The organism is Amycolatopsis sp. GA6-003 (genome assembly GCF_046267895.1).
Taxonomy (GTDB): domain Bacteria; phylum Actinomycetota; class Actinomycetes; order Mycobacteriales; family Pseudonocardiaceae; genus Amycolatopsis.
In genome coordinates this window covers 1092154-1115522 of the sequence record NZ_CP176499.1, presented here as the reverse complement: position 1 = coordinate 1115522, position 23369 = coordinate 1092154, and the positions used below count along the sequence as shown (strand labels likewise).

The following is a 23369-nucleotide window of genomic DNA, read 5'->3' as shown; positions in this document are numbered from 1 at the left end:
GTGAACGAGACTGACCGAACGAACGGCACGGGATGCGCGGCCGACGGCGCGGAGCCGGTGGCCATCGTCGGCATGAGCTGCCGGTACCCCGGCGGCGTCCGCTCGCCCGAAGACCTCTGGGAGCTGCTGGCCCGGGGCGGGAACGTGCTCTCGGCGTTCCCCGGAGACCGGGGGTGGCGGCCGGGCCTGCACGACCCGGATCCGGAAGCGGCCGGGAAGACTTACCTCGCCCGCGGCGGTTTCCTCGACGACGCGACCGGCTTCGACGCGCGGTTCTTCGGCATTCCGCCGCGCGAGGCGCTGGCGATGGAACCTCAGCAGCGGCTGCTGCTGGAAGCTTCGTGGGAGGCCCTCGAACGGGCCGCCATCGTCCCGGAGTCGCTCCGGGGCGCCAGCGCCGGGGTCTTCGTCGGCGCGGAGCCCCGGGAGTACGGCCCGCGGCTGGAGGACGCGCCCTCGCCGGTGAAGGGCTACCTGCTGACCGGCACCACGACCAGCGTGCTGTCCGGCCGGGTCTCGTACCTGCTCGGGCTGCGCGGGCCGTCCCTCACCGTGGACACCTCCGCGTCCAGTTCGCTGGTCGCGATTCACCTTGCCGCACAAGCATTGCGCGCCGGCGACTGCTCGCTGGCGCTGGCCGGCGGCGTCTCCGTGATGTCTACGCCCGGCAACTTCGTCGCGTTCAGCGGCCTGCGGGCGCTGTCGCCGGAGGGGGACTGCCTGCCGTTCTCCGCCGACGCGGACGGCACCGTGTGGTCGGAGGGGGTCGGCCTGCTCGTGCTGCGGCGGCTGTCCGACGCTCTGCGCGACGGACAGCCGGTGCTGGCCGTGCTGCGCGGTTCCGCGGTCAACTCCGACGGCGCGAGCGACGGCCTGACCGCCCCGAACGGCGAGGCGCAGCAAGCGGTGATCCGCCAGGCGCTGGCCAATGGCCGGCTCGATCCGTCCGAAGTGGACGCGGTGGAGGCGCACGGGACCGGGACCGTTCTCGGCGACCCGATCGAGGCGGAAGCCCTTTTCGCCGCCTACGGCGGGGAGCGGGACGAGCCGTTGTGGCTGGGCTCGGTCAAGTCGAACCTCGGGCACGCCCAGGCCGCCGCCGGGGTGGCCGGGGTGATCAAGATGGTGCTCGCGCTGCGCAACGGTGTGCTGCCCGCGACCCGGCACGGCGGGAAGCCGACCCCGCGCGTCGACTGGTCGCGCGGCACGGTCCGGCTGCTGAGCGAACCGGTGCGGTGGCCGGAGGGCGGGCGGCCGCGCAGGGCCGGGGTGTCCGGATTCGGGCTCAGCGGCGCCAACGCGCACGTCATCGTGGAAGAAGCGCCCCGCGCCGCGGAGCTGGCGCCGGTGCCGGAAGCGGTCCCGGCTTGGGTGCTGTCCGCCCGCTCGGCCGAGGGGCTGCGGGCCCAGGCGGCCCGGCTGCGCGACTGGGTGTCGGCGCGGCCCGGGCTCGAACCGGCTGAGCTGGCCTGGTCGCTGGCCACCACCCGGACCCCGTTCGAGCATCGCGCGGTGGTGACCGGGGACCTGCGGACCGGGCTGGCCGGCCTCGCCGACGGGGCGCCCGGGGCCGGGGTCGTCTCCGGGGTCGCGCGCGGTTCCGCGCGGCCGGTGTTCGTCTTTCCCGGCCAGGGTTCGCAGTGGCGGGGCATGGGGCTTGCGCTGACCCGGGCGAATCCGGCGTTCGCGGCGCGGCTGGCGGAGTGCGAGGCGGCTTTGGAGTCCTTTGTGGACTGGAAGCTGCCCGAGGCGCTCGAAGGCGAGCTGGAGTCGGCGGACGTCGTGCAGCCCGCGTTGTGGGCGGTGATGGTTTCCCTTGCCGCGGCGTGGGAAGCCGCGGGCGTCGCGCCCGCCGCGGTGGTGGGCCATTCCCAGGGCGAGATCGCGGCGGCCACGGTCGCGGGGATGGTGTCCCTCGAGGACGGCGCGCGGATCGTGTCCCTGCGGTCGAAATCGCTGACTGCGCTCGCGGGTCTGGGCGGCATGCTGTCGGTCAACGCGGATGCTGCCGAAGTCGAGGGGCGGCTGGGCCGGTGGGGCGAGAAGCTGGCTCTCGCTGCGGTGAACGGTCCAGCTGCGGTGGTCGTTTCGGGTGAGCCGGAGGCGTTGGCGGAGCTGAAGTCCGAATTGGACGCTGAGGGTGTCCGAGCGCGGATGGTGGCGGTGGATTACGCCTCGCATTGCGCGCAGGTGGAAAGCCTGGAAGCGGAGATCCGTGCGGTGCTGGCCGGGATCGAGCCGCGGCGCGGCCGGGTGCCGATGGTGTCGGCGATGTCCGGAGAAACCTTGACCGGCGAAGAACTCGACGCCGGGTACTGGTACGAAAGCCTGCGGGCGCCGGTGCGATTCGACCGTGCCGTGCGGGTTCTCGGCGACCGGGTGTTCATCGAGGTGTCCCCGCATCCGGTGCTGACGGCCGCGATCGCCGACACCTTGGAGGACGCCGGTGCGGTGTGCGGCACGCTGCGCCGCGACGAGGGCGACAGCGTCCGGCTGCTCACGTCCTTCGCCGAGGCGTACACGCACGGCGCGCCGGTGGACTGGACTGCCGTGCTGCCCGCGGCGAACCGCGTCGACCTGCCCACCTACGCCTTCCAGCACGAACGTTTCTGGCTCGACGCCGGAACTCCCCGCCAGCTCGACGGCAGCGCCGCGAGCCTGCCGGAACCCGTGGCCGCCCCGGTCTCCGGGTGGGCGCGGACACTGGCCGGAAAGCCGGCCGCGGAGCAGGTCGCGCGCGTGCTCGACCTGGTGCGGGCGCAGGCCGCCGCCGTGCTCGGGCACGCTTCGCCGGAGTCGGTGGACTCCGCGCTGACCTTCAAGGAGATCGGCTTCGACTCGGTCACCGGGGTCGACCTGCGCGGCCGGCTGTGCACCGCGCTGGGGCGCAAGCTGCCCAGCACGCTCACCTTCGACCATCCGACCCCGCTCGCGCTGGCCGAGTTCCTGCGCACCGAACTTCTCGGGCTCGCCGACGCCGCGCCGACGCCGGAGCGCACCGGCGCGGCCGCCGACGAGCCGATCGCGATCGTCGCGATGAGCTGCCGCCTGCCCGGCGGCATCAGCGACCCCGAGCAGCTGTGGCGGCTCCTGGCCGCGGGCGGCGACGCCGTCGGGCCGCTGCCCGCCGACCGGGGCTGGGGCGGCCTCGGCGAAATCGCCACGGTCGGCGGCGGATTCCTTGCCGCGGCGGGAGAATTCGACGCCGCGTTCTTCGGCGTCAGCCCGCGCGAGGCGCTGGCGATGGATCCGCAGCAGCGGATGCTGCTGGAACTGTCGTGGGAGGCGTTCGAACGCGCGGGCATCGATCCGAAACGGCTGCGCGGCTCGGCGACTGGCGTGTTCGTCGGCGGCGCGGCCTCCGGGTACGGCGGCAACGCGCCCGAAGAGCTTCAGGGGCATCTGCAATCCGGGATCGCGCCCAGCATTCTCTCCGGCCGGGTCTCCTACACCCTCGGCCTGGAAGGCCCCGCGCTCACTGTCGACACGGCGTGCTCGTCGTCCTTGGTCGCCCTGCATCTGGCGGCGCAGGCGTTGCGTGCCGGGGAGTGCTCGCTGGCGCTGACCGGCGGCGTGACGGTGCACGCGACGCCGTCGTGGCTGGAGTGGTTCACCCGGCAGCAGGGGCTGGCGCCGGACGGCCGCTGCAAGGCCTATGCGGAGCAGGCCGACGGAATGGGCATGGCCGAGGGCGGCGGTCTGCTGCTCTTGGAACGGCTTTCGGACGCGCGGCGCAACGGGCATCAAGTGCTGGCCGTGGTGGCTGGCAGCGCGGTGAACCAGGACGGCGCCTCGAATGGCTTGACGGCGCCGAACGGTCCTTCGCAGCAGCGGGTGATCCGCGCCGCGCTCGCCGACGCGGGCATCGAGGCCGCGGACGTCGACGCCGTCGAGGGGCACGGCACGGGGACCCGGCTGGGCGACCCGATCGAGGCGGAAGCACTGCTGGCGACTTACGGGCAGGACCGGGACCGTCCGCTGTGGCTGGGGTCGGTGAAATCGAACATCGGGCACGCGCAGTGGGCCGCCGGAGTGGCGGGCGTGATCAAAACCGTGCTCGCCCTGCGGCACGAGGAACTGCCCGCGACCCTGCACGCGGGCGAGCGATCGTCCCGGGTGGAGTGGGCTTCGGGTGCGGTCCGGTTGGCGACCGAGGCGGTGTCGTGGCCGGAGGTGGGCGATCGTCCTCGCCGGGCGGGCGTGTCGTCGTTCGGTATCTCGGGGACGAATGCGCATGTGATCGTGGAGCAGGCTCCGGTGGTTCCGGAGGCTCCGGCCGAGATCGAGGTCGAGCTGCCGGTGGTGCCGTGGCCGGTTTCGGCGCGTTCGCCGGAGGGGTTGGCGGCGCAGGCCGAGCGGTTGGTCGGGTTGGCTGAGGAGCCGCTGGATGTGGGGTGGTCGCTGGCTTCGCGCGCGGCGTTGGAGCATCGTGCGGTCGTGCTGGGCGACCACGGTGCGGGGTTGGCGGCGTTGGCCGAGGGTCGCGAGTCGGCCCAGGTGGTGTCGGGTGTGGTGGGGTCGCTCGGCAAGGTCGGGTTTGTTTTCACCGGTCAGGGTGCGCAGCGCTTGAGCATGGGGTTGGGCCTGTATTCGGTGTTTCCGGTGTTCGCGGAAGCCTTCGATGCGGTGTGTGCCGGTCTGGAAGAGCATTTGGACGGTTCGCCTGCGGCGGTGATCCGGGGCGAGTACGGGGACATCAACGACACGGTGTGGGCGCAGTCGGGGTTGTTCGCGACCGAGGTTGCGTGGTTCCGGTTGCTGGAGTCGTGGGGTGTGCGGCCGAGTGTGGTCGCGGGTCATTCGATCGGCGAGTTGGCGGCGGCGTATGTGGCTGGGGTGTGGTCGCTGTCGGATGCGTGTGCGGTGGTGGCGGCGCGTGGTCGGTTGATGCAGGAGTTGCCGACCGGCGGGGCGATGGTCGCCGTCGAGATGGCTGAAGACGAGGTCCGGAAGGCGATCGCGGGCCGCGCCGGGGTGGGTGTAGCCGCGGTGAACGGCCCGGACGCGGTGGTGATTTCCGGTGTCGAGGACGAGGTGCTGGCGGCCGCGGAGGAACTGGCGGGCGCGGGGTGCCGGACGAAGCGGTTGGCGGTGTCGCATGCGTTTCATTCGCCGTTGATGGAGCCGATGCTGGCGCGGTTCGCCGACGTAGTGAACTCGGTGGAATGCCGTCGTCCGGAGCTGCCGTTGGTGTCGGGGCTGACCGGGGCCGTAGTCGGCGACGAGGTGACGGACCCGGGCTATTGGGTGCGGCATGTGCGCGAGGCGGTGCGCTTCTCGGACGTGGCGGGCACCTTGCGGGAGCTGGGGGTGCGGACGTTTGTCGAGGTGGGCCCGGACGGGGTTCTGTCGGGGATGGGTCCGTTGAGCCGTCCGGACGAGGCGGACGAGGCGTGGATTCCGGTGGCGCGGCGTGGACGCGACGAGGTCCGTGCGCTGCTGACGGCGGTGTCCAAAGTGTACGTTCGCGGCCTGGATTTCGACTGGCACAACGTTTTCGCGGGCACGGGCGCCCGGAGGGTCGAGCTGCCCACCTATGCGTTCCAGCGTCAGCGGTACTGGCTGAAGGCGGTCGCGAGCGGCCGCGCCGACGACTTCGGACTGGACAGCCCCCGGCATCCGTTGCTGGGCGCGGCGGTGGAGCTGCCCGCGACCGGCGGGGTGATGCTGACCGGCCGGCTTTCGCTCGGCGAACAGCCGTGGCTGGCCGACCACGTGGTGGCGGGCCGGGTCCTCGTGCCCGGCACCGCGCTGCTGGACATGGTCGTCCGCGCCGCCGACGAGGCGGGCTGCGACCGCATCGACGAGCTGCTGATGGAAACTCCGCTGGTACTCGAGGATTCGGTGCGGGTCCAGGTCACGGTGAGCGGACCGGGCCCGGACGGCAGCCGCGAGGCGGCCCTGTACGCCCGTGCCGGCGACGACTGGGTGCGCCACGCGGCGGGAACCGTGCGGCCGGGCGCCGCGGTCGAGGCCGGGCGGTTCGCGCAGTGGCCCCCGGCCGGGGCGGCGCCGGTCGAGCTGGAGAACTTCTACCCGGCGCTGGCCGAAGCCGGACTCGGCTACGGGCCGGCGTTCCGGGGCGTCCGCGCGGTCTGGCGGCTCGGCGCGGACCTGTTCGCCGAGGTCGCGCTGCCCGAGGACACCGAGGTCGCCGGCTTCGCCGTGCACCCGGCGCTGTTCGACGCCGCCCTGCACGCGGTGGTCGGCGCCGACGGCGGCCGGCTGGAGGTCCCGTTCGCCTGGCGGGACGTCCGGGTCCACGCGACGGGCGCGACGACCGCCCGGGTCCGCATCAGTCCGCGGGCCGAGGGGGTCTCGCTGGTCCTCGCCGATCCGGCGGGCGAACCGATCGCCACCGTGGGCGCGCTGGCCCTGCGGCCGCTGCCGTCCGGCCAGGAAACTGCCCGGGACGACCTGTTCCGCCTGGAATGGGCGCCGGTGCCGTCCGGCTCCCCGGACGCCGGCCGCTGGGCGGAGTGGGGAAGCGGCGAAGACGCCGATTTCCTGGTCCTGCGGGTGAATCCGGCCGCAGGCCCAGTGCCGGAACGAGCGCACGCCGCGGCGGCCGGCGTGCTGGCCGTGCTGCGGGAATGGCTCGCGGCGGACACCGGAGCCCGGCTGGTCGTGGTCACCGAACGCGCGGTGGACGCCGGTGACGGCCTGCCTCTCGACGTGGCCGCCGCGACGGTGTGGGGCCTGGTCTCGGCCGCGCAGGCCGAGCATCCCGGCGGCATCGTCCTGTCCGATGTGGACGGCAGCGCCGACGAGCGGGCTCTGCGGGCCGCCGCGGCCGCCGGCGAGTCGCGGTTCGCGGTGCGTTCCGGCGAGGTGCGGGTCCCGCGGCTGGCCAGGACGACCGCGCCGCGTCCGGCTCCCCGGACCCGTCCGGGCACCGTGCTGGTGACCGGCGCATCCGGTGCGCTGGGCGGACTGGTCGCCCGGCACTTGGCCGGGACCGGCGCCGTCGCTCGGCTGGTGCTGGTGTCCCGCAAGGGAGCCGAGGCACCGGGAATGCCGGCGCTGGCGGCGGAACTGGAGCAGTCCGGGGTCGAGGTGACCGTCGCCGCGTGCGACGTCGCTGACCGGGCGCAGCTGGCCGCGGTGCTTGACGGCGTGCCGCTCACCGGTGTGGTGCACGCCGCCGGAGTGCTCGACGACGGGGTCGTCGAGTCGCTGACAGCCGAGCGGATGGCCTCCGTGCTGCGGCCGAAGGTCGACGGTGCGTGGCAGGTGCACGAGCTGACCGAGGGCGCCGAGCTGGACTTCTTCGTCCTGTTCTCGTCGGTCGCCGGGGTGTGGGGCACCGCCGGGCAGGCGAACTACGCGGCGGGCAACACCTTCCTCGACGCGCTCGCCGCCCATCGGCGCCAGCAGGGCCTGCCCGCGGTGTCGCTGGCCTGGGGCCCGTGGGACACCGGCATGGCCGGAGAACTGACCGGGACCGATCGCACCCGGCTGTCCCGCCAGGGCCTGCGGACCCTGTCCGCGGCGCAGGGCCTCGCCGTGGTGGACCTGGTGACCGGTCCGGTCGCCGCTCCCGCGCCGCTGCTGGTCGCGGCCCGGCTGGACCTGGCCGCGCTGCGGCGGGCCGGGGAGGCGCCGCCGGTGCTGTCCGGGCTGGCCGGCGCCTCGACGCCCGCCCGCCGCACCGTCGGGCAGCCGTCCGCCGACGGGAACGCGCTGGCCGAGCGGCTCGCGTCGGCGGGCGAGGCCGAGCGCGCGGACGTCGTGCGGGACCTGGTGCTGGCGCAGGCCGGACAGGTGCTCGGCCTGACCGGAGACGCGACTGTCGACTTCGGACGGTCCTTTCGCGACTCCGGCTTCGACTCGCTGACCGCCGTGGAACTCCGGACGCGCCTGGGCGGCGCCACCGGCGTGCGGCTGCCCGCCACCGTGGTGTTCGACTATCCGACCCCGGCCGCACTGACCGAGTTCCTGCTGGGAGAACTGACCGGCCGGAGCGAGACCGCCCCCGCCCGCGTCGCACCGCGCGCGGCCGCCGGCGAGGACCGCATCGCCATCGTGGGCATGGCCTGCCGGTTCCCCGGCGGCGTGTCTTCCCCGGGCCAGCTGTGGGAGCTGCTCGAGGCGCGCACCGACGCGGTCGGGGCCTTCCCGACGGACCGGGGCTGGCCCGCCGACCTCGTCGACTCCGATCCGGACGCGGTGCGGAAGAGCGTCGCCGCGGAGGGCGGCTTCCTCTACGGGGCCACCGGTTTCGACGCGGAGTTCTTCGGCATCAGCCCCCGTGAAGCGCTGGCGATGGATCCGCAGCAGCGGGTGTATCTGGAGACGTCGTGGGACGCGCTGGAGGACGCCGGGATCGACCCGAACTCGTTGCGGGGCAGCGACACCGGGGTGTTCGCGGGGTTGTTCTACCACGACTATCTGTCCTGGCATCAGGTCCACGAAGACTCGGAAGGCTACCTGGGCACCGGCAGCATGGGTTCGGTCGCTTCCGGTCGCGTTTCCTACGCGCTGGGCTTGGAAGGTCCGGCGGTGACGGTGGACACCGCGTGTTCTTCTTCGTTGGTCGCGCTGCATTTGGCCGCACAGTCTTTGAATGCGAGGGAGTGCTCGCTGGCGCTGGCTGGCGGCGTGACGGTGATGTCCACTCCAGGCGCGTTCTTCGACTTCTCCCGCCAGCGGGGCCTGTCTCCGGACGGCCGGTGCAAGTCCTATGGGGACGGTGCGGACGGTGTCGGCTGGGGTGAAGGTTCCGGGGTTCTGGTCTTGGAACGGCTGTCGGATGCGCGGCGCAACGGGCATCGGGTGCTGGCGGTGGTGGCTGGCAGCGCGGTGAACCAGGACGGCGCGTCGAACGGGTTGACGGCGCCGAACGGTCCTTCGCAGCAGCGGGTGATCCGCGCGGCACTGGCCAGCGCGGGACTGGATCCGGACGGCGTGGACGTCGTGGACGGACACGGCACGGGAACGCGGCTGGGCGATCCGATCGAGGCGGAAGCGCTGCTGGCCACGTACGGACAGGACCGACCGGCCGACCGGCCGCTGCTGCTCGGATCGGTGAAGTCGAACCTCGGGCACACGCAGGCGGCCGCGGGGGTGGCCGGGGTGATCAAGATGGTCTCGGCAATGCGCCGGGGCGTGGTGCCCGCGACCCTGCACGCCGAGACGCCTTCCACCCGGGTGGAGTGGGCTTCGGGTGCGGTCCGGTTGGCGACCGAGGCGGTGTCGTGGCCGGAGGTGGGCGATCGTCCTCGCCGGGCCGGGGTGTCGTCGTTCGGGTTCTCCGGGACTAATGCGCATGTGATCGTGGAGCAGGCTCCGGTGGTTCCGGAGGCTCCGGTCGAGATCGACGTCGAGCTGCCGGTGGTGCCGTGGGTGGTGTCGGCGCGTTCGCCGGAGGGGTTGGCGGCGCAGGCTCAGCGGTTGGTCGGGTTGGCTGAGGAGCCGCTGGATGTGGGGTGGTCGCTGGCTTCGCGGGCGGCGTTGGAGCATCGTGCGGTGGTGCTGGGCGAGCACGGTGCGGGGTTGGCGGCGTTGGCCGAGGGTCGCGAGTCGGCCCAGGTGGTGTCGGGTGTGGTGGGGTCGCTCGGCAAGCTTGGGTTTGTTTTCACCGGTCAGGGTGCGCAGCGGGTCGGGATGGGTGCCGGGCTGCACGCGGTTTTCCCGGTGTTCGCGGAAGCCTTCGACACGGTGTGTGCCGAACTGGAGAAGCATTTGGACGGTTCGCCCGCGGCGGTGATCCGGGGCGAGTACGGGGACATCAACGACACGATGTGGGCGCAGTCCGGGTTGTTCGCGACCGAGGTCGCGATGTTCCGGCTGCTGGAATCGTGGGGAATGCGGCCGAATGTGGTCGCGGGCCACTCGATCGGCGAGCTGGCGGCCGCTCATGTGGCCGGGGTGTGGTCGCTGCCTGACGCCTGTGCGGTGGTGGCCGCGCGCGGTCGGTTGATGCAGGAGTTGCCGACCGGCGGGGCGATGGTGGCGGTGGAGGCGACTGCGGAGCAGGTGTCGGAGGTGATCGCGGGTCGCGCCGGGGTGGGTATAGCTGCGGTGAACGGGCCGACGGCGGTGGTGATTTCCGGGGTGGAGGACGAGGTTCTCGCGGCCGCGGCGGAGCTGAAGGGATGCCGGACGAAGCGGTTGTCGGTGTCGCATGCGTTTCATTCGCCGTTGATGGAGCCGATGCTGGCGCGGTTCGCCGACGTAGTGAACTCGGTGGAATGCTGTCGCCCGCAGTTGCCGCTGGTGTCCGGGCTGACCGGGCGCGTGGTAACCGACGAGGTGACGGACCCGAGCTACTGGGTGCGGCACGTGCGCGAGGCCGTGGACTTCGTCGCTGTCGCGGGCACCTTGCGGGACCAGGGAGTGCGGACGTTCGTCGAGGTCGGCCCCGACGGCGTCCTCTCGGGAATGGGGCCGTTGAGCCGTCCCGACGGCGCGGACGAGGCGTGGATCCCGGTGGCGCGGCGCGGACGCGACGAAATCCGCGCACTGCTCACCGCAGTGTCCAAAGTGTACGTTCGCGGCCTGGACTTCGACTGGCACAACGTTTTCGACGGCACGGGTGCCCGCCGGGTCGAGCTGCCCACCTATGCGTTCCAGCACCAGCGGTACTGGCTCAACGCGATCACCGGCGGCCACGCCGACGACCTCGGCATGGACAGCCCGGAGCACCCGCTCCTGGGCGCCGCTGCCGAACTGCCCGCCACCGGCGGAGTCATGCTGACCGGCCGGCTTTCGCTCGGCGAACAGCCGTGGCTGGCCGACCACGCGGTGGCCGGACAGGTCCTCGTGCCCGGCACCGCGCTGCTGGACATGGTCGTCCGCGCCGCCGACGAGGCGGGCTGCGACCGCATCGACGAACTGCTGATCGAGGCTCCGCTCAAGCTCGAAACCGGGGTCTCGGCCCGGGTTCAGCTCACCGTCGACGGTCCGGACGACACCGGCCGCCGCGCGCTCAATGTCTACGCGAAGAGCGGCGACGGCGAATGGGTCCGGCACGCGGCGGGCGCGGTGTCCGCCGGAGCCGCCCCCGCGGACGGTCCGGACCTGGCGCAGTGGCCCCCGGCCGACGCGGAGCCGGTCGACCTGGACGGGTTCTATCCAAGGCTGGCCGAGACCGGGCTTGAATACGGGCCGGTGTTCCAAGGCGTCCGCGCGGTCTGGCGGCGCGGCGAGGAGCTGTTCTCCGAAGTCGAACTGCCCGAAGGCGTTCCCGTCGCCGGGTTCGGCGTGCACCCCGCCCTGTTCGACGCGGCGTTGCACGCGGCCGGAGTGGACACCGAGGGCCTGCGGCTGCCGTTCGCCTGGAACGATGTGGTGGTGCACGCTTCCGGCGCCTCGGCGGCCCGGGTGCGGATCTCGCCGGTGCCGGGCGGGATCGCGCTCGCGCTGGCCGACGCGTCCGGCGAGCCGGTCGCGTCGGTCGGGATGCTGGCGCTGCGCGCGGCAAGCGCCGAAGAGCTGACCGCGAGTTCGGACGGCTCGACCTACGCGGTCGAGTGGACGCCGGTCCCGTCCGCCGGCTCCTCGGACGCCGACCTCGAACTGCTGACGGTGCCGCCGGTCGGCGGCGAACTGCCGGAACAGGCCAACGCCGTCGCGCTCGACGTGCTGGCCCGGCTGCGGGCGTGGCTCGCCGCGGACACCGAAGCCCGGCTCGCCGTGGTCACCGAACGCGCGGTCGACGTCGGCGACGGGCTCGCGCTGGACCTGGCGGCCGCGCCGGTGTGGGGCCTCGTCCGCGTCGCGCAGTCGGAGAACCCCGGCCGGATCGTCCTGTCCGATGTGGACGATCTGGCCAGTCCCGCAGTCCTCGACTGGGTGCGTGCCGGGATCGCGGCGGGGGAGCCCGAGTTCGCGGTGCGCGCCGGCGAGGTGCGGGCGCCGAGGCTGACCCGGGTTTCGCCGCCTGCCCCGGACGGCGCCCGAGCCGCGGGCACGGTGCTGATCACGGGCGCTTCCGGGGCCTTGGGCCGGCTGGTCGCCCTGCGCCTCGCCGAAACCGGCGTCGCCAAGCGGTTGCTGCTGCTGTCCCGGCGCGGCGCCGATGCTCCCGGGCTCGCCGAGCTGGCCGCGGATCTGGAACGGCGCGGCGTCGAAACCACCATGCTGGCGTGCGACGCCGCCGACCGCGAGCAGCTCGCCGCAGTGCTGGACGGCGTGTCGCTGACCGGCGTGGTGCATTCGGCCGGGGTCCTCGACGACGGGCTCCTCGGCTCGCTGACCGACGAGCGGATGACCGCGGTGCTCCGCCCGAAGGTGGACGCGGCCTGGCATCTGCACGAGCTGACGCAGCCGATGAACCCGGACTTCTTCGTGGTGTTCTCGTCTGTCGCCGGGATCTGGGGCAACGCCGGACAGGCCGCCTACGCGGCGGGCAACACCTTCCTCGACGCGCTCGCCGCGCACCGCCGCCAGCGGGGCCTGCCCGCGGTGTCGATCGCGTGGGGTCCGTGGGAATCCGGGATGGCCGGCGCGTTCACCGAAGCCGACTGGCGGCGGATGTCCCGCCAAGGGCTGGCTCCGCTGCCGGAACCGGAAGGGCTGCGCGTGCTCGACGCGGCGCTGGGCCAGTGCGGTCCGCTGCTGGCGGCGGCCAGGCTCGACCTGGCCGGGGTGCGCCGGTCCGGGGAGGTGCCGCCGTTGCTTTCGGCTCTGGCGCCCAGCGCCCGGCCCGCGGCTCCGGCCCGGCGCGCGGTCGGCGAACGCGTCGCGGACGCCCGCGGCACGCTTCACGACCTGAGCGGACCGGAGCGCCGGGACGCGCTGCGCGAGCTGGTCAGCACGCAGGCCGCGCTGGTGCTGGGCTTGGCCGGGACCGGCGGGCTCGACGCGGACCGCCCGTTCCGCGAAGTCGGCTTCGACTCGCTGACCGCGATCGAACTGCGCAACCGGTTGACCGAGGCCACCGGGCAACGGCTTTCGCCCACCGCGGTCTTCGACTACCCGACCTCGAGCGCACTGGCCGATTTCCTGCTGGAAGGGATGTTCGGCGCCGAGACCGGGGAGGCTCCGGAGCAGCCCGCGCTGTCGGCCTACTCCGGCCTCGACCGGCTCGAAGCTTCGCTCGCCGAACTGCGGGCCGACGACACCGCGCGGGCGCGGGTCGCCGCCCGGCTCGCCGACCTGCTCGCCGCGCTGACCGGACCGGAGGGCGGCGCCGACGGCTCGGTCGCCGAGCAGCTCCAGTCCGCCAGCGACGACGACATGTTCGACTTCATCGACAACCAGCTCGGGATCTGAACTCCGCGCACGAAAGAGGAAGGGCTCCCGGATGTCGAACGAGGACAAGCTCCGCGACTATCTGAAACGGGTCACCGCCGAACTGCACCAAACCCGCGAGCGCCTCCGCGAAGCCGAGGAGCGCCAGCAGGAACCCGTCGCCATCGTGGGCATGGCCTGCCGGTTCCCCGGCGGGGTCTCGTCCCCGGAGCAGCTGTGGGAGCTGCTCGAAGCGCGCACCGACGCGATCGGCCCGCTGCCGGCCGACCGCGGCTGGCCCGCCGACCTGCTCGACCCCGATCCGGACGCGCTCGGCAAGAGCATCTGCGCGGAGGGCGGTTTCCTCTACGGGGCCACCGGTTTCGACGCGGAGTTCTTCGGCATCAGCCCGCGCGAGGCGCTGGCGATGGATCCGCAGCAGCGGGTGTATCTGGAGACGTCGTGGGAGGCGCTGGAGGACGCCGGGATCGACCCGATCTCGTTGCGAGGCGGCGACACCGGGGTGTTCGCGGGGCTGTTCTACCACGACTACCTGATCTGGAACCAGGCGCGCGAGCAGTCCGAGGGCTACCTCGCCACCGGAAACATGGGCTCGATCGCCTCCGGCCGGATCTCCTACGCGCTGGGCTTGGAAGGTCCGGCGGTGACGGTGGATACCGCGTGTTCGTCTTCGTTGGTCGCGCTGCATTTGGCTGCGCAGTCTTTGAATGCGGGGGAGTGCTCGCTGGCGCTGGCTGGCGGCGTGACGGTGATGTCCACCCCGGCCACGTTCATCGACTTTTCGCGCCAGCGGGGCCTGTCTCCGGACGGCCGGTGCAAGTCCTATGGGGACGGTGCCGACGGTGTCGGCTGGGGCGAGGGCTCTGGGGTTTTGGTGCTGGAGCGGTTGTCGGACGCGCGGCGCAACGGGCATCAAGTGCTGGCGGTGGTGGCTGGCAGCGCGGTGAACCAGGACGGTGCCTCGAATGGCTTGACGGCGCCGAACGGTCCTTCGCAGCAGCGGGTGATCCGTGCTGCGTTGGCGCGTGCGGGGGTGGGGTCGGACGGCGTGGACGTCGTGGACGGACACGGGACCGGGACCCGGCTGGGCGATCCGATCGAGGCGGAAGCGCTGCTGGCCACGTACGGACAGGACCGACCGGCCGACCGGCCGCTGCTGCTCGGATCGGTGAAGTCGAACATCGGCCACGCACAGGCGGCCGCGGGGGTGGCCGGGGTGATCAAGATGGTGTCGGCGATCCGTCGGGGTGTGGTGCCCGCGACGTTGCACGCCGACAAGCCATCGTCCCGGGTGGAGTGGGCTTCGGGTGCGGTCCGGTTGGCGACCGAGGCGGTGTCGTGGCCGGAGGTGGGCGATCGTCCTCGCCGGGCCGGGGTGTCGTCGTTCGGGTTCTCCGGGACGAACGCGCATGTGATCGTGGAGCAGGCGCCGGAAGGTGCGGATGCTCCTGCTGAGGCTGATGTGGTGTTGCCGGTGGTGCCGTGGGTGGTGTCGGCGCGTTCGGCGGAAGGGCTGGCGGCGCAAGCTGCCCGGTTGGCGGGGCAGGCTGACGGGTCCGTGGATGTGGGGTGGTCGCTGGCGGGCCGGGCGGCCCTGGAACACCGGGCGGTGGTGCTGGGCGACCACGATGCGGGGTTGGCCGCACTGGCCGAGGCCCGCGAGTCTGCTGGTGTGGTGTCGGGCGTGGCGGGTTCGCTGGGGAAGCTCGGTTACGTCTTCACCGGTCAGGGTGCGCAGCGCTTGAGCATGGGGTTGGGCCTGTATTCGGTGTTTCCGGTGTTCGCGGAAGCCTTCGATGCGGTGTGTGCCGGTCTGGAAGAGCATTTGGACGGTTCGCCTGCGGCGGTGATCCGGGGCGAGTACGGGGACATCAACGACACGGTGTGGGCGCAGTCGGGGTTGTTCGCGACCGAGGTTGCGTGGTTCCGGTTGCTGGAGTCGTGGGGTGTGCGGCCGAGTGTGGTCGCGGGTCATTCGATCGGCGAGTTGGCGGCGGCGTATGTGGCTGGGGTGTGGTCGCTGTCGGATGCGTGTGCGGTGGTGGCGGCGCGTGGTCGGTTGATGCAGGAGTTGCCGACCGGCGGGGCGATGGTCGCCGTCGAGATGGCTGAAGACGAGGTCCGGAAGGCGATCGCGGGCCGCGCCGGGGTGGGTGTAGCCGCGGTGAACGGCCCGGACGCGGTGGTGATTTCCGGTGTCGAGGACGAGGTGCTGGCGGCCGCGGAGGAACTGGCGGGCGCGGGGTGCCGGACGAAGCGGTTGGCGGTGTCGCATGCGTTTCATTCGCCGTTGATGGAGCCGATGCTGGCGCGGTTCGCCGACGTAGTGAACTCGGTGGAATGCCGTCGTCCGGAGCTGCCGTTGGTGTCGGGGCTGACCGGGGCCGTAGTCGGCGACGAGGTGACGGACCCGGGCTATTGGGTGCGGCATGTGCGCGAGGCGGTGCGCTTCTCGGACGTGACGGGCACCTTGCGGGAGCTGGGGGTGCGGACGTTTGTCGAGGTGGGCCCGGACGGGGTTCTGTCGGGGATGGGTCCGTTGAGCCGTCCGGACGAGGCGGACGAGGCGTGGATTCCGGTGGCGCGGCGTGGACGCGACGAGGTCCGTGCGCTGCTGACGGCGGTGTCCAAAGTGTACGTTCGCGGCCTGGACTTCGACTGGCACAACGTTTTCGACGGCACGGGCGCTCGGCGGGTCGACCTGCCCACCTATGCTTTCCAGCACCAGCGGTACTGGCTCACCGCGGTCGCGGGCGGCCGTGCCGACGACCTCGGCCTGCGCAGCCCCGAACATCCGCTCCTGGGCGCCGTCGCGGAGCTGCCCGCCACCGGCGGGGTCGTGCTCACCGGTCGCCTCGCGCCGGGAACCCCGTCCTGGCTCGTGGACTCGACGCTGGCGGGCCGGACGATCCTGCCCGCCGCGGCGCTGGCGGACCTGGCGATCCGAGCCGGGGACGAGGTCGGATGCGGGCGGCTCGAAGAACTGCTCGTCGAGACGCCGGCGGTGCTGCCGAGCCGGGACAGCCTGTCGATGCAGGTCGCCGTCGGCGAAGCGGACGCGGCCGAGCGGCGGCCGGTGGCGGTGTACACGCGGATCGGCGACGCTCCGTGGGCGCGGCACGCGTCCGGCACGCTCGCCCCTGGCGGCCACGGCGCCGGACTGGCCTCGTGGAGTTCGCAGTGGCCCCCGTCCGGCGCGGAAACTGTCGATGTCACTGCGCTGTACGAAGAATTGGCCGCGTCGGGAGCCAGCTACGGGCCCGCCGTGCGCTGCGTCCGCGCGGCGTGGCGGCGCGGCGACGAGGTTTTCGCGGACGTAGCCCTGCCCGAGGGCACCGACGTCGCCGGATACGGCGTCCACCCCGCGTTGCTCGACGCCGCCCTGCACCTGATCCAGCTGGCCGAGTCCACCGGCGGCGCGCCGTCGCTGCCCACCATGTGGAGCGGTGTGGACGTGCACGCCTCCGGCGCGATCGCGACGCGGGTCCGCGTGGCTCCGGCCGCCGAGGGCGTCGAGGTGGCGTTGGCCGACCCGGCCGGACAGCTCGTCGCCTCCGCGCAGTCGGTGGTGCTGACCCCGTTTACCGCCGCTTCGCTGGACCGCACCCACGACGGGCTGTTCCGGATCGAATGGGCGCCAGTCGAGCTGTCCGACGCGGCTCCCGTCTTTTCGCCGGCGGTCCTCGGCGGCGACGGCGGACTGGCCGTGCCGGGCGCGGTGGGCTACGCGGACGTCGCGGAGCTGGTCGCCGCGGTCGAGGCCGGGGCGGCGGTGCCCGAGGTGGTCGTCGTCTGCTGCCCTCGCGGCGAGGACCCGGCGGAAGGCGTCGCCGGACAGGCCCGCGAAGCCGTGCTGCGCGTGCTGGACGTGGTACGCGATTGGCTCGCCGCGGACGCGGTGGAGAGTTCGCAGCTGGTGGTGGTGACCGAACGAGCCGTGGCCGCGACGCCCGGCGTCGGCGTCCGCCTGGACGGGGCCGGGGTCGTCGGCCTGATCCGCGGCGCCGCGGGCGAACACCCGGAGCGGATCGCGCTGGCCGACGTGGACCGGGTCGACGGCGCCGGCGCGCTGGTGCTGGCCGCGACCGCGCTGCGCGAACCCGAATTCGCGATCCGCGGCGCGGAAGTGCTGGTGCCGCGCCTGCACCGGGCCGAAGCGGACGGCCTCGCCGTGCCCACCGGACCGGACTGGCGCCTCGGCTTCGCCGGGCCTTCGCCGGAAAACCTGGTACTGCGCGAAAAAGACCGTGTCCCGCTGGCGGACGGCGAGGTCCGGGTGGGCATCCGCGCCGCCGGGGTGAACGCCGAAGACGTGCGCACCGTGCGGGACGGCGGCTCCGGGCCCCTGGGCCGGGAAGCTGCCGGAGTGGTGCTGGAAACCGGCCCCGGCGTGACCCGGTTCGCCGTCGGGGACGCGGTCCTGGGCGTGTTCGACGGCGCGTTCGGCTCCACCGCGGCGGCCGATGCCCGGTTGCTGCTGCCGATCCCCGCGGGCTGGTCGCACCCGCAGGCGGCCGCCGCTCCGCTGGCGTTCCTCGCCGCGTGGCACGCGGTGGCCGACCTCCGCCCAGGACAGCGAGTGCTCATCCACGACGCCGCGTCGGCGGCCGGGCTGGCCGCGGTGCGGCTGGCCCGGCTTCGGGGCGCGGACGTCGTCGCGGTCGCGGAACGGTCCGCGTGGCGCGTGCTGTCCGAAGCGGGACTCTACGAGGAGCACTGCACCGAGAACGCCGCCGCGGCTCCCGGACGGGAAACCGTGCGGGTCGACCGGCTTCCGGCTCCCGAGGCGTTCGGCCCGCTGCTGGCCTCGTTGTCCGCCCCGCTCGCCGAGGGCGTGCTGCGCCCGTTGCCGGTGGAGTGCTGGGACATCCGGCACGCGGCGGCCGCGTTCGCCCGGGCGGACCGCGGCGGGCCGGAGAAGATCGTGCTGACCGTGCCCGCGCCGTCCGGCCGGGCGGGGACCGTGCTGGTGACCGGGGCGTCCGGCGCGCTCGGCGGCCTGGTCGCCCGGCACCTGGCGCGGCCGGGCGGGGCCAGGAACCTGCTGCTCGCCTCGCGGCGGGGCATGGGCGCGGCGGGCATGCCCGAACTGGCGGGCGAACTGGCCCGGTCCGGGGCGGGAGTGCGGGTGATCGCCTGCGACGTCGCCGACCGCGACCAGCTCGCCGAAGTGCTCGCCGGACTGCCCGAGACCGAGCCGCTGACCGGCGTGGTCCACGCCGCGGGCGTGCTCGACGACGGCGTCGTCGGCTCGCTCACCCCGGAGCAGATCCGCCAGGCGATGCGCCCCAAGGCCGACGCCGCGTGGAACCTCCACGAGCTGACCAGGCACCTCGACCTCGACACCTTCACCCTGTTCTCCTCGGTCGCCGGGGTCTGGGGCAGTCCCGGGCAAGCCAACTACGCGGCGGGCAACACCTTCCTCGACGCGCTCGCCGCGCACCGCCGCCAGCAAGGACTGCCCGCCGCCTCGCTGGCCTGGGGCCCGTGGGAGGACGGCATGGCCGGGGAACTCACCGAAGCCGGGCGGCAGCGGATGACCCGCCACGGCCTGCGCCCGCTCGCCGCGGCCGACGGGCTCTCGCTGCTGGACGCCGCCACCGGGCGGACGGACCCGCTGCTGGTCACCGCCCGGCTGGACCTGGGCGCGCTGCGCCGTTCCGGCAGCCCGGTCCCCGCGCTGATGACCGCGCTGGTCCGGCCGGGACGGCGGGCCGCCGGAGCCGCCGACCCGGGCCGGACCAGCGCGCTGGCCAGGGAACTCGCCGAGCTGCCGCCCGAACAGCGCGAGGGCGCGGTCCTGAACGCGGTGCTCGCGCAGGCGGCCCTGGTGCTCGGGAAATCCGGTCCGGGATCGGTCGAGGCGACCCGGTACTTCCGCCAGCTCGGCTTCGATTCGCTGACCGCGCTGGAATTCCGCAACCGGCTCAGCGGCGCGCTCGGCCTCCGGCTGCCCGCCGCGGTGGTCTTCGACCATCCGACCCCGGCGGACCTCGCCCGCTACCTGCACGAGCAGCTCGCCGGCCGGGAAGCGGACCACCGTCCGGTGCTGGCCGAGCTGGACCGGCTGCGGTCGCTGCTGGCCGGGATCGGCGCGCGGGACGAGGCCAGGGCCCGCCTGGCGGACCGGCTGGAGCTGCTGGCGGAGGAATTCCGGGGCAGCGCACCGGTTCCCGGGTCCGGCGGCGGTTCCGACGACGACCTCGCCGAGGCGACCGACGACGAGATCTTCGATCTCATCGACAAGGAACTGGGTATCTGACATGGACACGACGCGCGTCTGGCTGGGCGAAGAACTGGCTTGCGTGGCACCGGCTTCCGGCGAACCGGCCGCGGCCGCGCGGATCGGGCACCGGCTGTCCGCGGAGACGGCCCGCGCCGTCCGCGCACAGGCCGGATCCCTTGGCGTCCCGGAGTTCGAGGTGCTGCTCGGCGCCTACGCCGTGCTGCTCGAAAAGCACGGCGCCGGACGGGACCTGTTCCTCGGCAAGGCGAGCAGGCGGCTGCTCGTCGATCCATTGTGGACCGTCCGGGAACTTCTTGTCCGGCAAGGGGAAACTCCCGCGGAGCCGTCCGGGCGCGCGCGGTACGCGTTCTCCCGGGGCCTCGGCGCCGACGACGGTGCCGAACTCGAGTTCGCTGTCGACGGCGACCTGGTTACGGGCCGGTACCGGCCCGAACTCCTGCCCGAAGAGCAGGTCCGCCTGCTGCTGGCCCGGTACGAGACAGTGCTTTCCGCCGTGGCCGAGGATCCCGGGGGCCGCGTCGGCGACCTGCCGTGGTGGAGCGCGAAGGACCACGAAATCATCTCAGCGGCCAACGACACCGCGCGACCCGTCGAACCGGCGTCGGTGCTCGAGGCCGTCCACGCCCGCGCCGTGCGCGCACCTGAGACCAGCGCTGTCGGCGAAGGGGATCGCTTCGTCGGCTACGGCCAGCTGTGGCACGCGGCCGTCGCTCAATGCGCCGTGCTCCGGGAAGCCGGGATCGGCCCGGGGGACCGGGTGGCCATCGCGCTCCCGCGCGGCCCCGAACTCGTCGCCGCGGTCCTCGGCGCCTGGCTCGCCGGCGCGGCCTACGTGCCCCTGGACGCGACACACCCCGAGGACCGGATCCGCTACCAGCTCGCCGACTCGGGCGCGAAAATCCTGATAGCGGCGGGAAACATGGGCCGCTTCGCCACGCCCGGCCTCGCCGTGCTGTCCGCTTTCCCCGCCGAGGACGCGCCCCCGGCGGACCAGAGCGCGCCTCCGGCGCCGGATCCGGCCTCCTGCGCGTACCTGATCTACACCTCCGGTTCCACCGGACGTCCTAAAGGGACACTCATCACGCACGGCGCGCTGGCCAACGTCGCGGGCCACTTCGCTCGGCAACTGGACGTCGGCCCGGCGGACACGATGCTGTGGACGACCACCTTCGCCTTCGACATGTCCGGCGTGGAACTGTTCGTGTCCCTGGTCTCCGGCGCCCGCCTCGCCGCCGCGCCGGACGCGGCCCGCAGCGACGGCCGGGTGCTGCGCGAACTGGTCGAACGGTACGACGCGCGGTTCGTGCAGGCCACCCCGACGACTTGGCGGCTGGTCCTCGACCGCATGGCGGACTGCTTGCGCGGCCGCAGCGTCGTCACCGGCGGCGAACCGGTTCCGGTGCCGCTGGCCCGTCGCCTGCTGAGCGCCGGCTGCGTGCTGCACCACGCGTACGGGCCGACCGAAACCGCGATCTGGTCGACTTCCCGCGTCGTCTCCGGCGATCCCGGGCCCCGGCTCGACGTCGGCGGCCCGATCGCCAACACCCGGGTGCACGTCGTGGACCGCCACGACCGGGAACTGCCGGTCGGCGTCCGCGGCGAACTGTGCATTTCCGGCGCCGGAGTGGCCATCGGCTACCACGACCGCCCGGAACTGAACGCGGCCCGCTTCGGCACGCACCCGGTGCACGGCCGCTTCTACCGCACCGGTGACCTGGCCGCCTGGCGCGCCGACGGCACCCTGGACCTCTTCGGCCGCGGCGACCGCCAGGTCAAGCTGCGCGGCAACCGGATCGAACTGGGCGAGATCGAAACGACCCTGCTGGCCCACCCCGAAGTCGCCGCCGCCGCGGTCCTGGTCGTGGGCGACCCGACGGCCGATGCCGTGCTCGTCGGCTGCCTGGAGCCGTCCGGGAGCGGGGTGGACCTGGACAGCGTCCAGGAGCACCTGCGCGAACGCCTCCCCGCCTCGATGACCGTCGGCGAGCTTCTGGTCTTCGATCCGATCCCGGTCAACGCCAACGGGAAAGTCGACTATCCGGCACTGGACCGTTCGCTGGCGGAACGGCCTCGCACCGGCGCGGCGGAGCCGCCGGGTCCGGCGCCGATCACCGACCGGTTGGTCGAAGTCTGGCGCGCTGTGCTGCGTCGCGACGACGTGGACGAGGACACCGATTTCTTCGCCCACGGAGGGAATTCGATGCTGGCGGCGGTGGCGATGCAGGAACTGCACAAGGTGAGCGGGGTGTCGGTCGGTCTCACCGAGTTCTTCGAATGCCGCACTCCGCGGGCTCTCGCAGAGCGGGTTCCGTTGGTCGTAGCCACATCGGATCAGTAAACCGCCAAGCGGAAAAACCTTGCGCACTCCCGTTTCCGGGGGACGGACAGCGAACAGCCCCCTCGGGAACCGAGGGGGCTGTTCGACGATCGACGAGGGCGCTCGGCCGGAGCGTTACTTCTTTTCCTTGCGGAACGCCGCGCGGACCTGGCTGTTGCGGGTCAGCACCGCGACCCCGATCAGCGGCAGCGCGCCGATGCCCTGGATGACGGCGTACCAGGTCGGGCAGATGCCCGGGATCAGGTCCACCGCGATGATCGCGATCGGCAGGATGATCGAGACGGTGGCGAGCCGGTCGTACGGGCCCGCCGCGCCGTTGGCGGCCTTCTTCACCCAGCTCAGCATCAGCGGGGCGACCAGGAGCAGGATCGCGCCCCGCACCCACATGAACGTCGTGACCGGCTGGTGCATGAAGGCGACCACCACGCAGGTGCCGAGCACGATGGCGCAGACGATGCCGAAGAAGCCGACGCACTTCTTGATCGTGTCGAACGCCTGCTTGGTGCGGGGGTCGTTGAGCGCCGCGGTGTCGATCGTGAAGTTGGCCATGTCCGGTTCCTTAAGTCTGGTGGTGCGTTCTGAGGTCTTGCGATGCATTCGAAGCTACTGACCGGCCGGGCTGTCCGGTATGGGTCTGGACGTCCGGCCGAGTAGGGACAGCCACACTTCGCTCCCCGGCGGTTCCGGCGGCGACGGCGCGTGCGCCGTCGAGCCCGGAAGCCTGGCTGAGGAAGTGAATAGCAGTACCCGTCGGCCGGTGTCAACGACGCGGCGATCATCCCACGGAAAAGCATTAATGGCCGGACGGGGCGGCAGGCGAATGCGCTCGCCGGCCCGGGAAAGGGCCGGTGAACGGCGGCCTAATTCCCCGGCGAGCCCGCGCGGCGGACCGTCCGCCCGGCCCCGGACCGGCCCCGCGGGGTCCGGGACGGCCCGGGGAGCCGCTCGCGCCGGGAACGGGGCTGTCCCGCTTCGATCAAGAAAACCGCCAGTTCACCGGTCGGATCGGGACATCGGGGGAGGGGGCGGCGGGAGACGCGGAGGGGAAAAAATCCTGTCGGCGCGCCCTGTCCGGTGAGTCGTTGACATGCCTGCTGGGCCGTTGATATGTTCGACTGGCAGTTGAACGGGGGCTGGGGCGTGTCGACTATTCGATAATGGGGGACATTATCAAGCGCGTTCAGCCGTGAAGCAGCGAGACAAAACAAGCTTTGCCGGAAAAAGCGGCAGGGTTCCGATTTTCCGCGTCGGCGGCAGGCCGTCGGGGGAGGTCGCGGACCCGCTGTCGTGAGTCGTCGGCGACGTCGGGGGCGTCGTCTGCGGGCACGGCCGAGCCGGGCGGTCTGGGGAAACACGATCCCGCCCGTGCGACGCGTTCCCGCATGCCCTCTCCCGCGCGGGAAGCACTGCCGCGGGGGAGGCAACTGCCGGAGAGCAGGCAGGCGAGAAAAAGCGGGCGAGGCGATCCGGGGCCGGGTGCGGCGCCGGGTCTCCCGGGACCGCGAGAACCCGGGCCGGACGGCCGCGGGGAATCCGGGCGGCCGGTGCGCGCCGACCGCGTCGGCCGGGCGTGTCCTGTCCGGACGC

At 73.0% G+C, this 23369-nt stretch carries 3 protein-coding genes and 1 pseudogene; 3 read left to right on the top strand and 1 reads right to left on the bottom strand.

Translation table 11 applies throughout. From position 1 onward, the window contains the following. From F9C12_RS05050 to F9C12_RS05040, 3 genes and pseudogenes are all read left to right on the top strand, one after another. The gene (locus F9C12_RS05050; protein WP_409464956.1) at nucleotides 1-13218 is read left to right on the top strand and encodes an SDR family NAD(P)-dependent oxidoreductase; all 13218 of its coding nucleotides are present in this window, start codon (nucleotides 1-3) and stop codon (nucleotides 13216-13218) included. Nucleotides 13219-13282: 64 nt separating this feature from the next. Next, nucleotides 13283-19459: pseudogene (locus F9C12_RS05045) on the top strand (SDR family NAD(P)-dependent oxidoreductase); the annotation flags it as partial. Nucleotide 19460: 1 nt separating this feature from the next. Next, nucleotides 19461-21782, top strand: a complete 2322-nt coding sequence (locus F9C12_RS05040; RefSeq protein WP_409464955.1) for an amino acid adenylation domain-containing protein — start codon at nucleotides 19461-19463, stop codon at nucleotides 21780-21782. Nucleotides 21783-21896: 114 nt separating this feature from the next. On the opposite strand, the gene F9C12_RS05035 is transcribed toward F9C12_RS05040, so the two are convergent. Continuing rightward, the gene (locus F9C12_RS05035; protein ID WP_409180790.1) at nucleotides 21897-22331 is read right to left on the bottom strand and encodes a hypothetical protein; all 435 of its coding nucleotides are present in this window, start codon (nucleotides 22329-22331) and stop codon (nucleotides 21897-21899) included. Nucleotides 22332-23369 lie beyond the last annotated feature (1038 nt).

Excerpts from the sequence above, each read along its gene's own strand:
- F9C12_RS05040 (WP_409464955.1), top strand. The coding sequence starts at position 19,461 with ATGGACACGACGCGCGTCTGGCTGGGCGAAGAACTGGCTTGCGTGGCA.
- F9C12_RS05035 (WP_409180790.1), bottom strand. The coding sequence starts at position 22,331 with ATGGCCAACTTCACGATCGACACCGCGGCGCTCAACGACCCCCGCACC.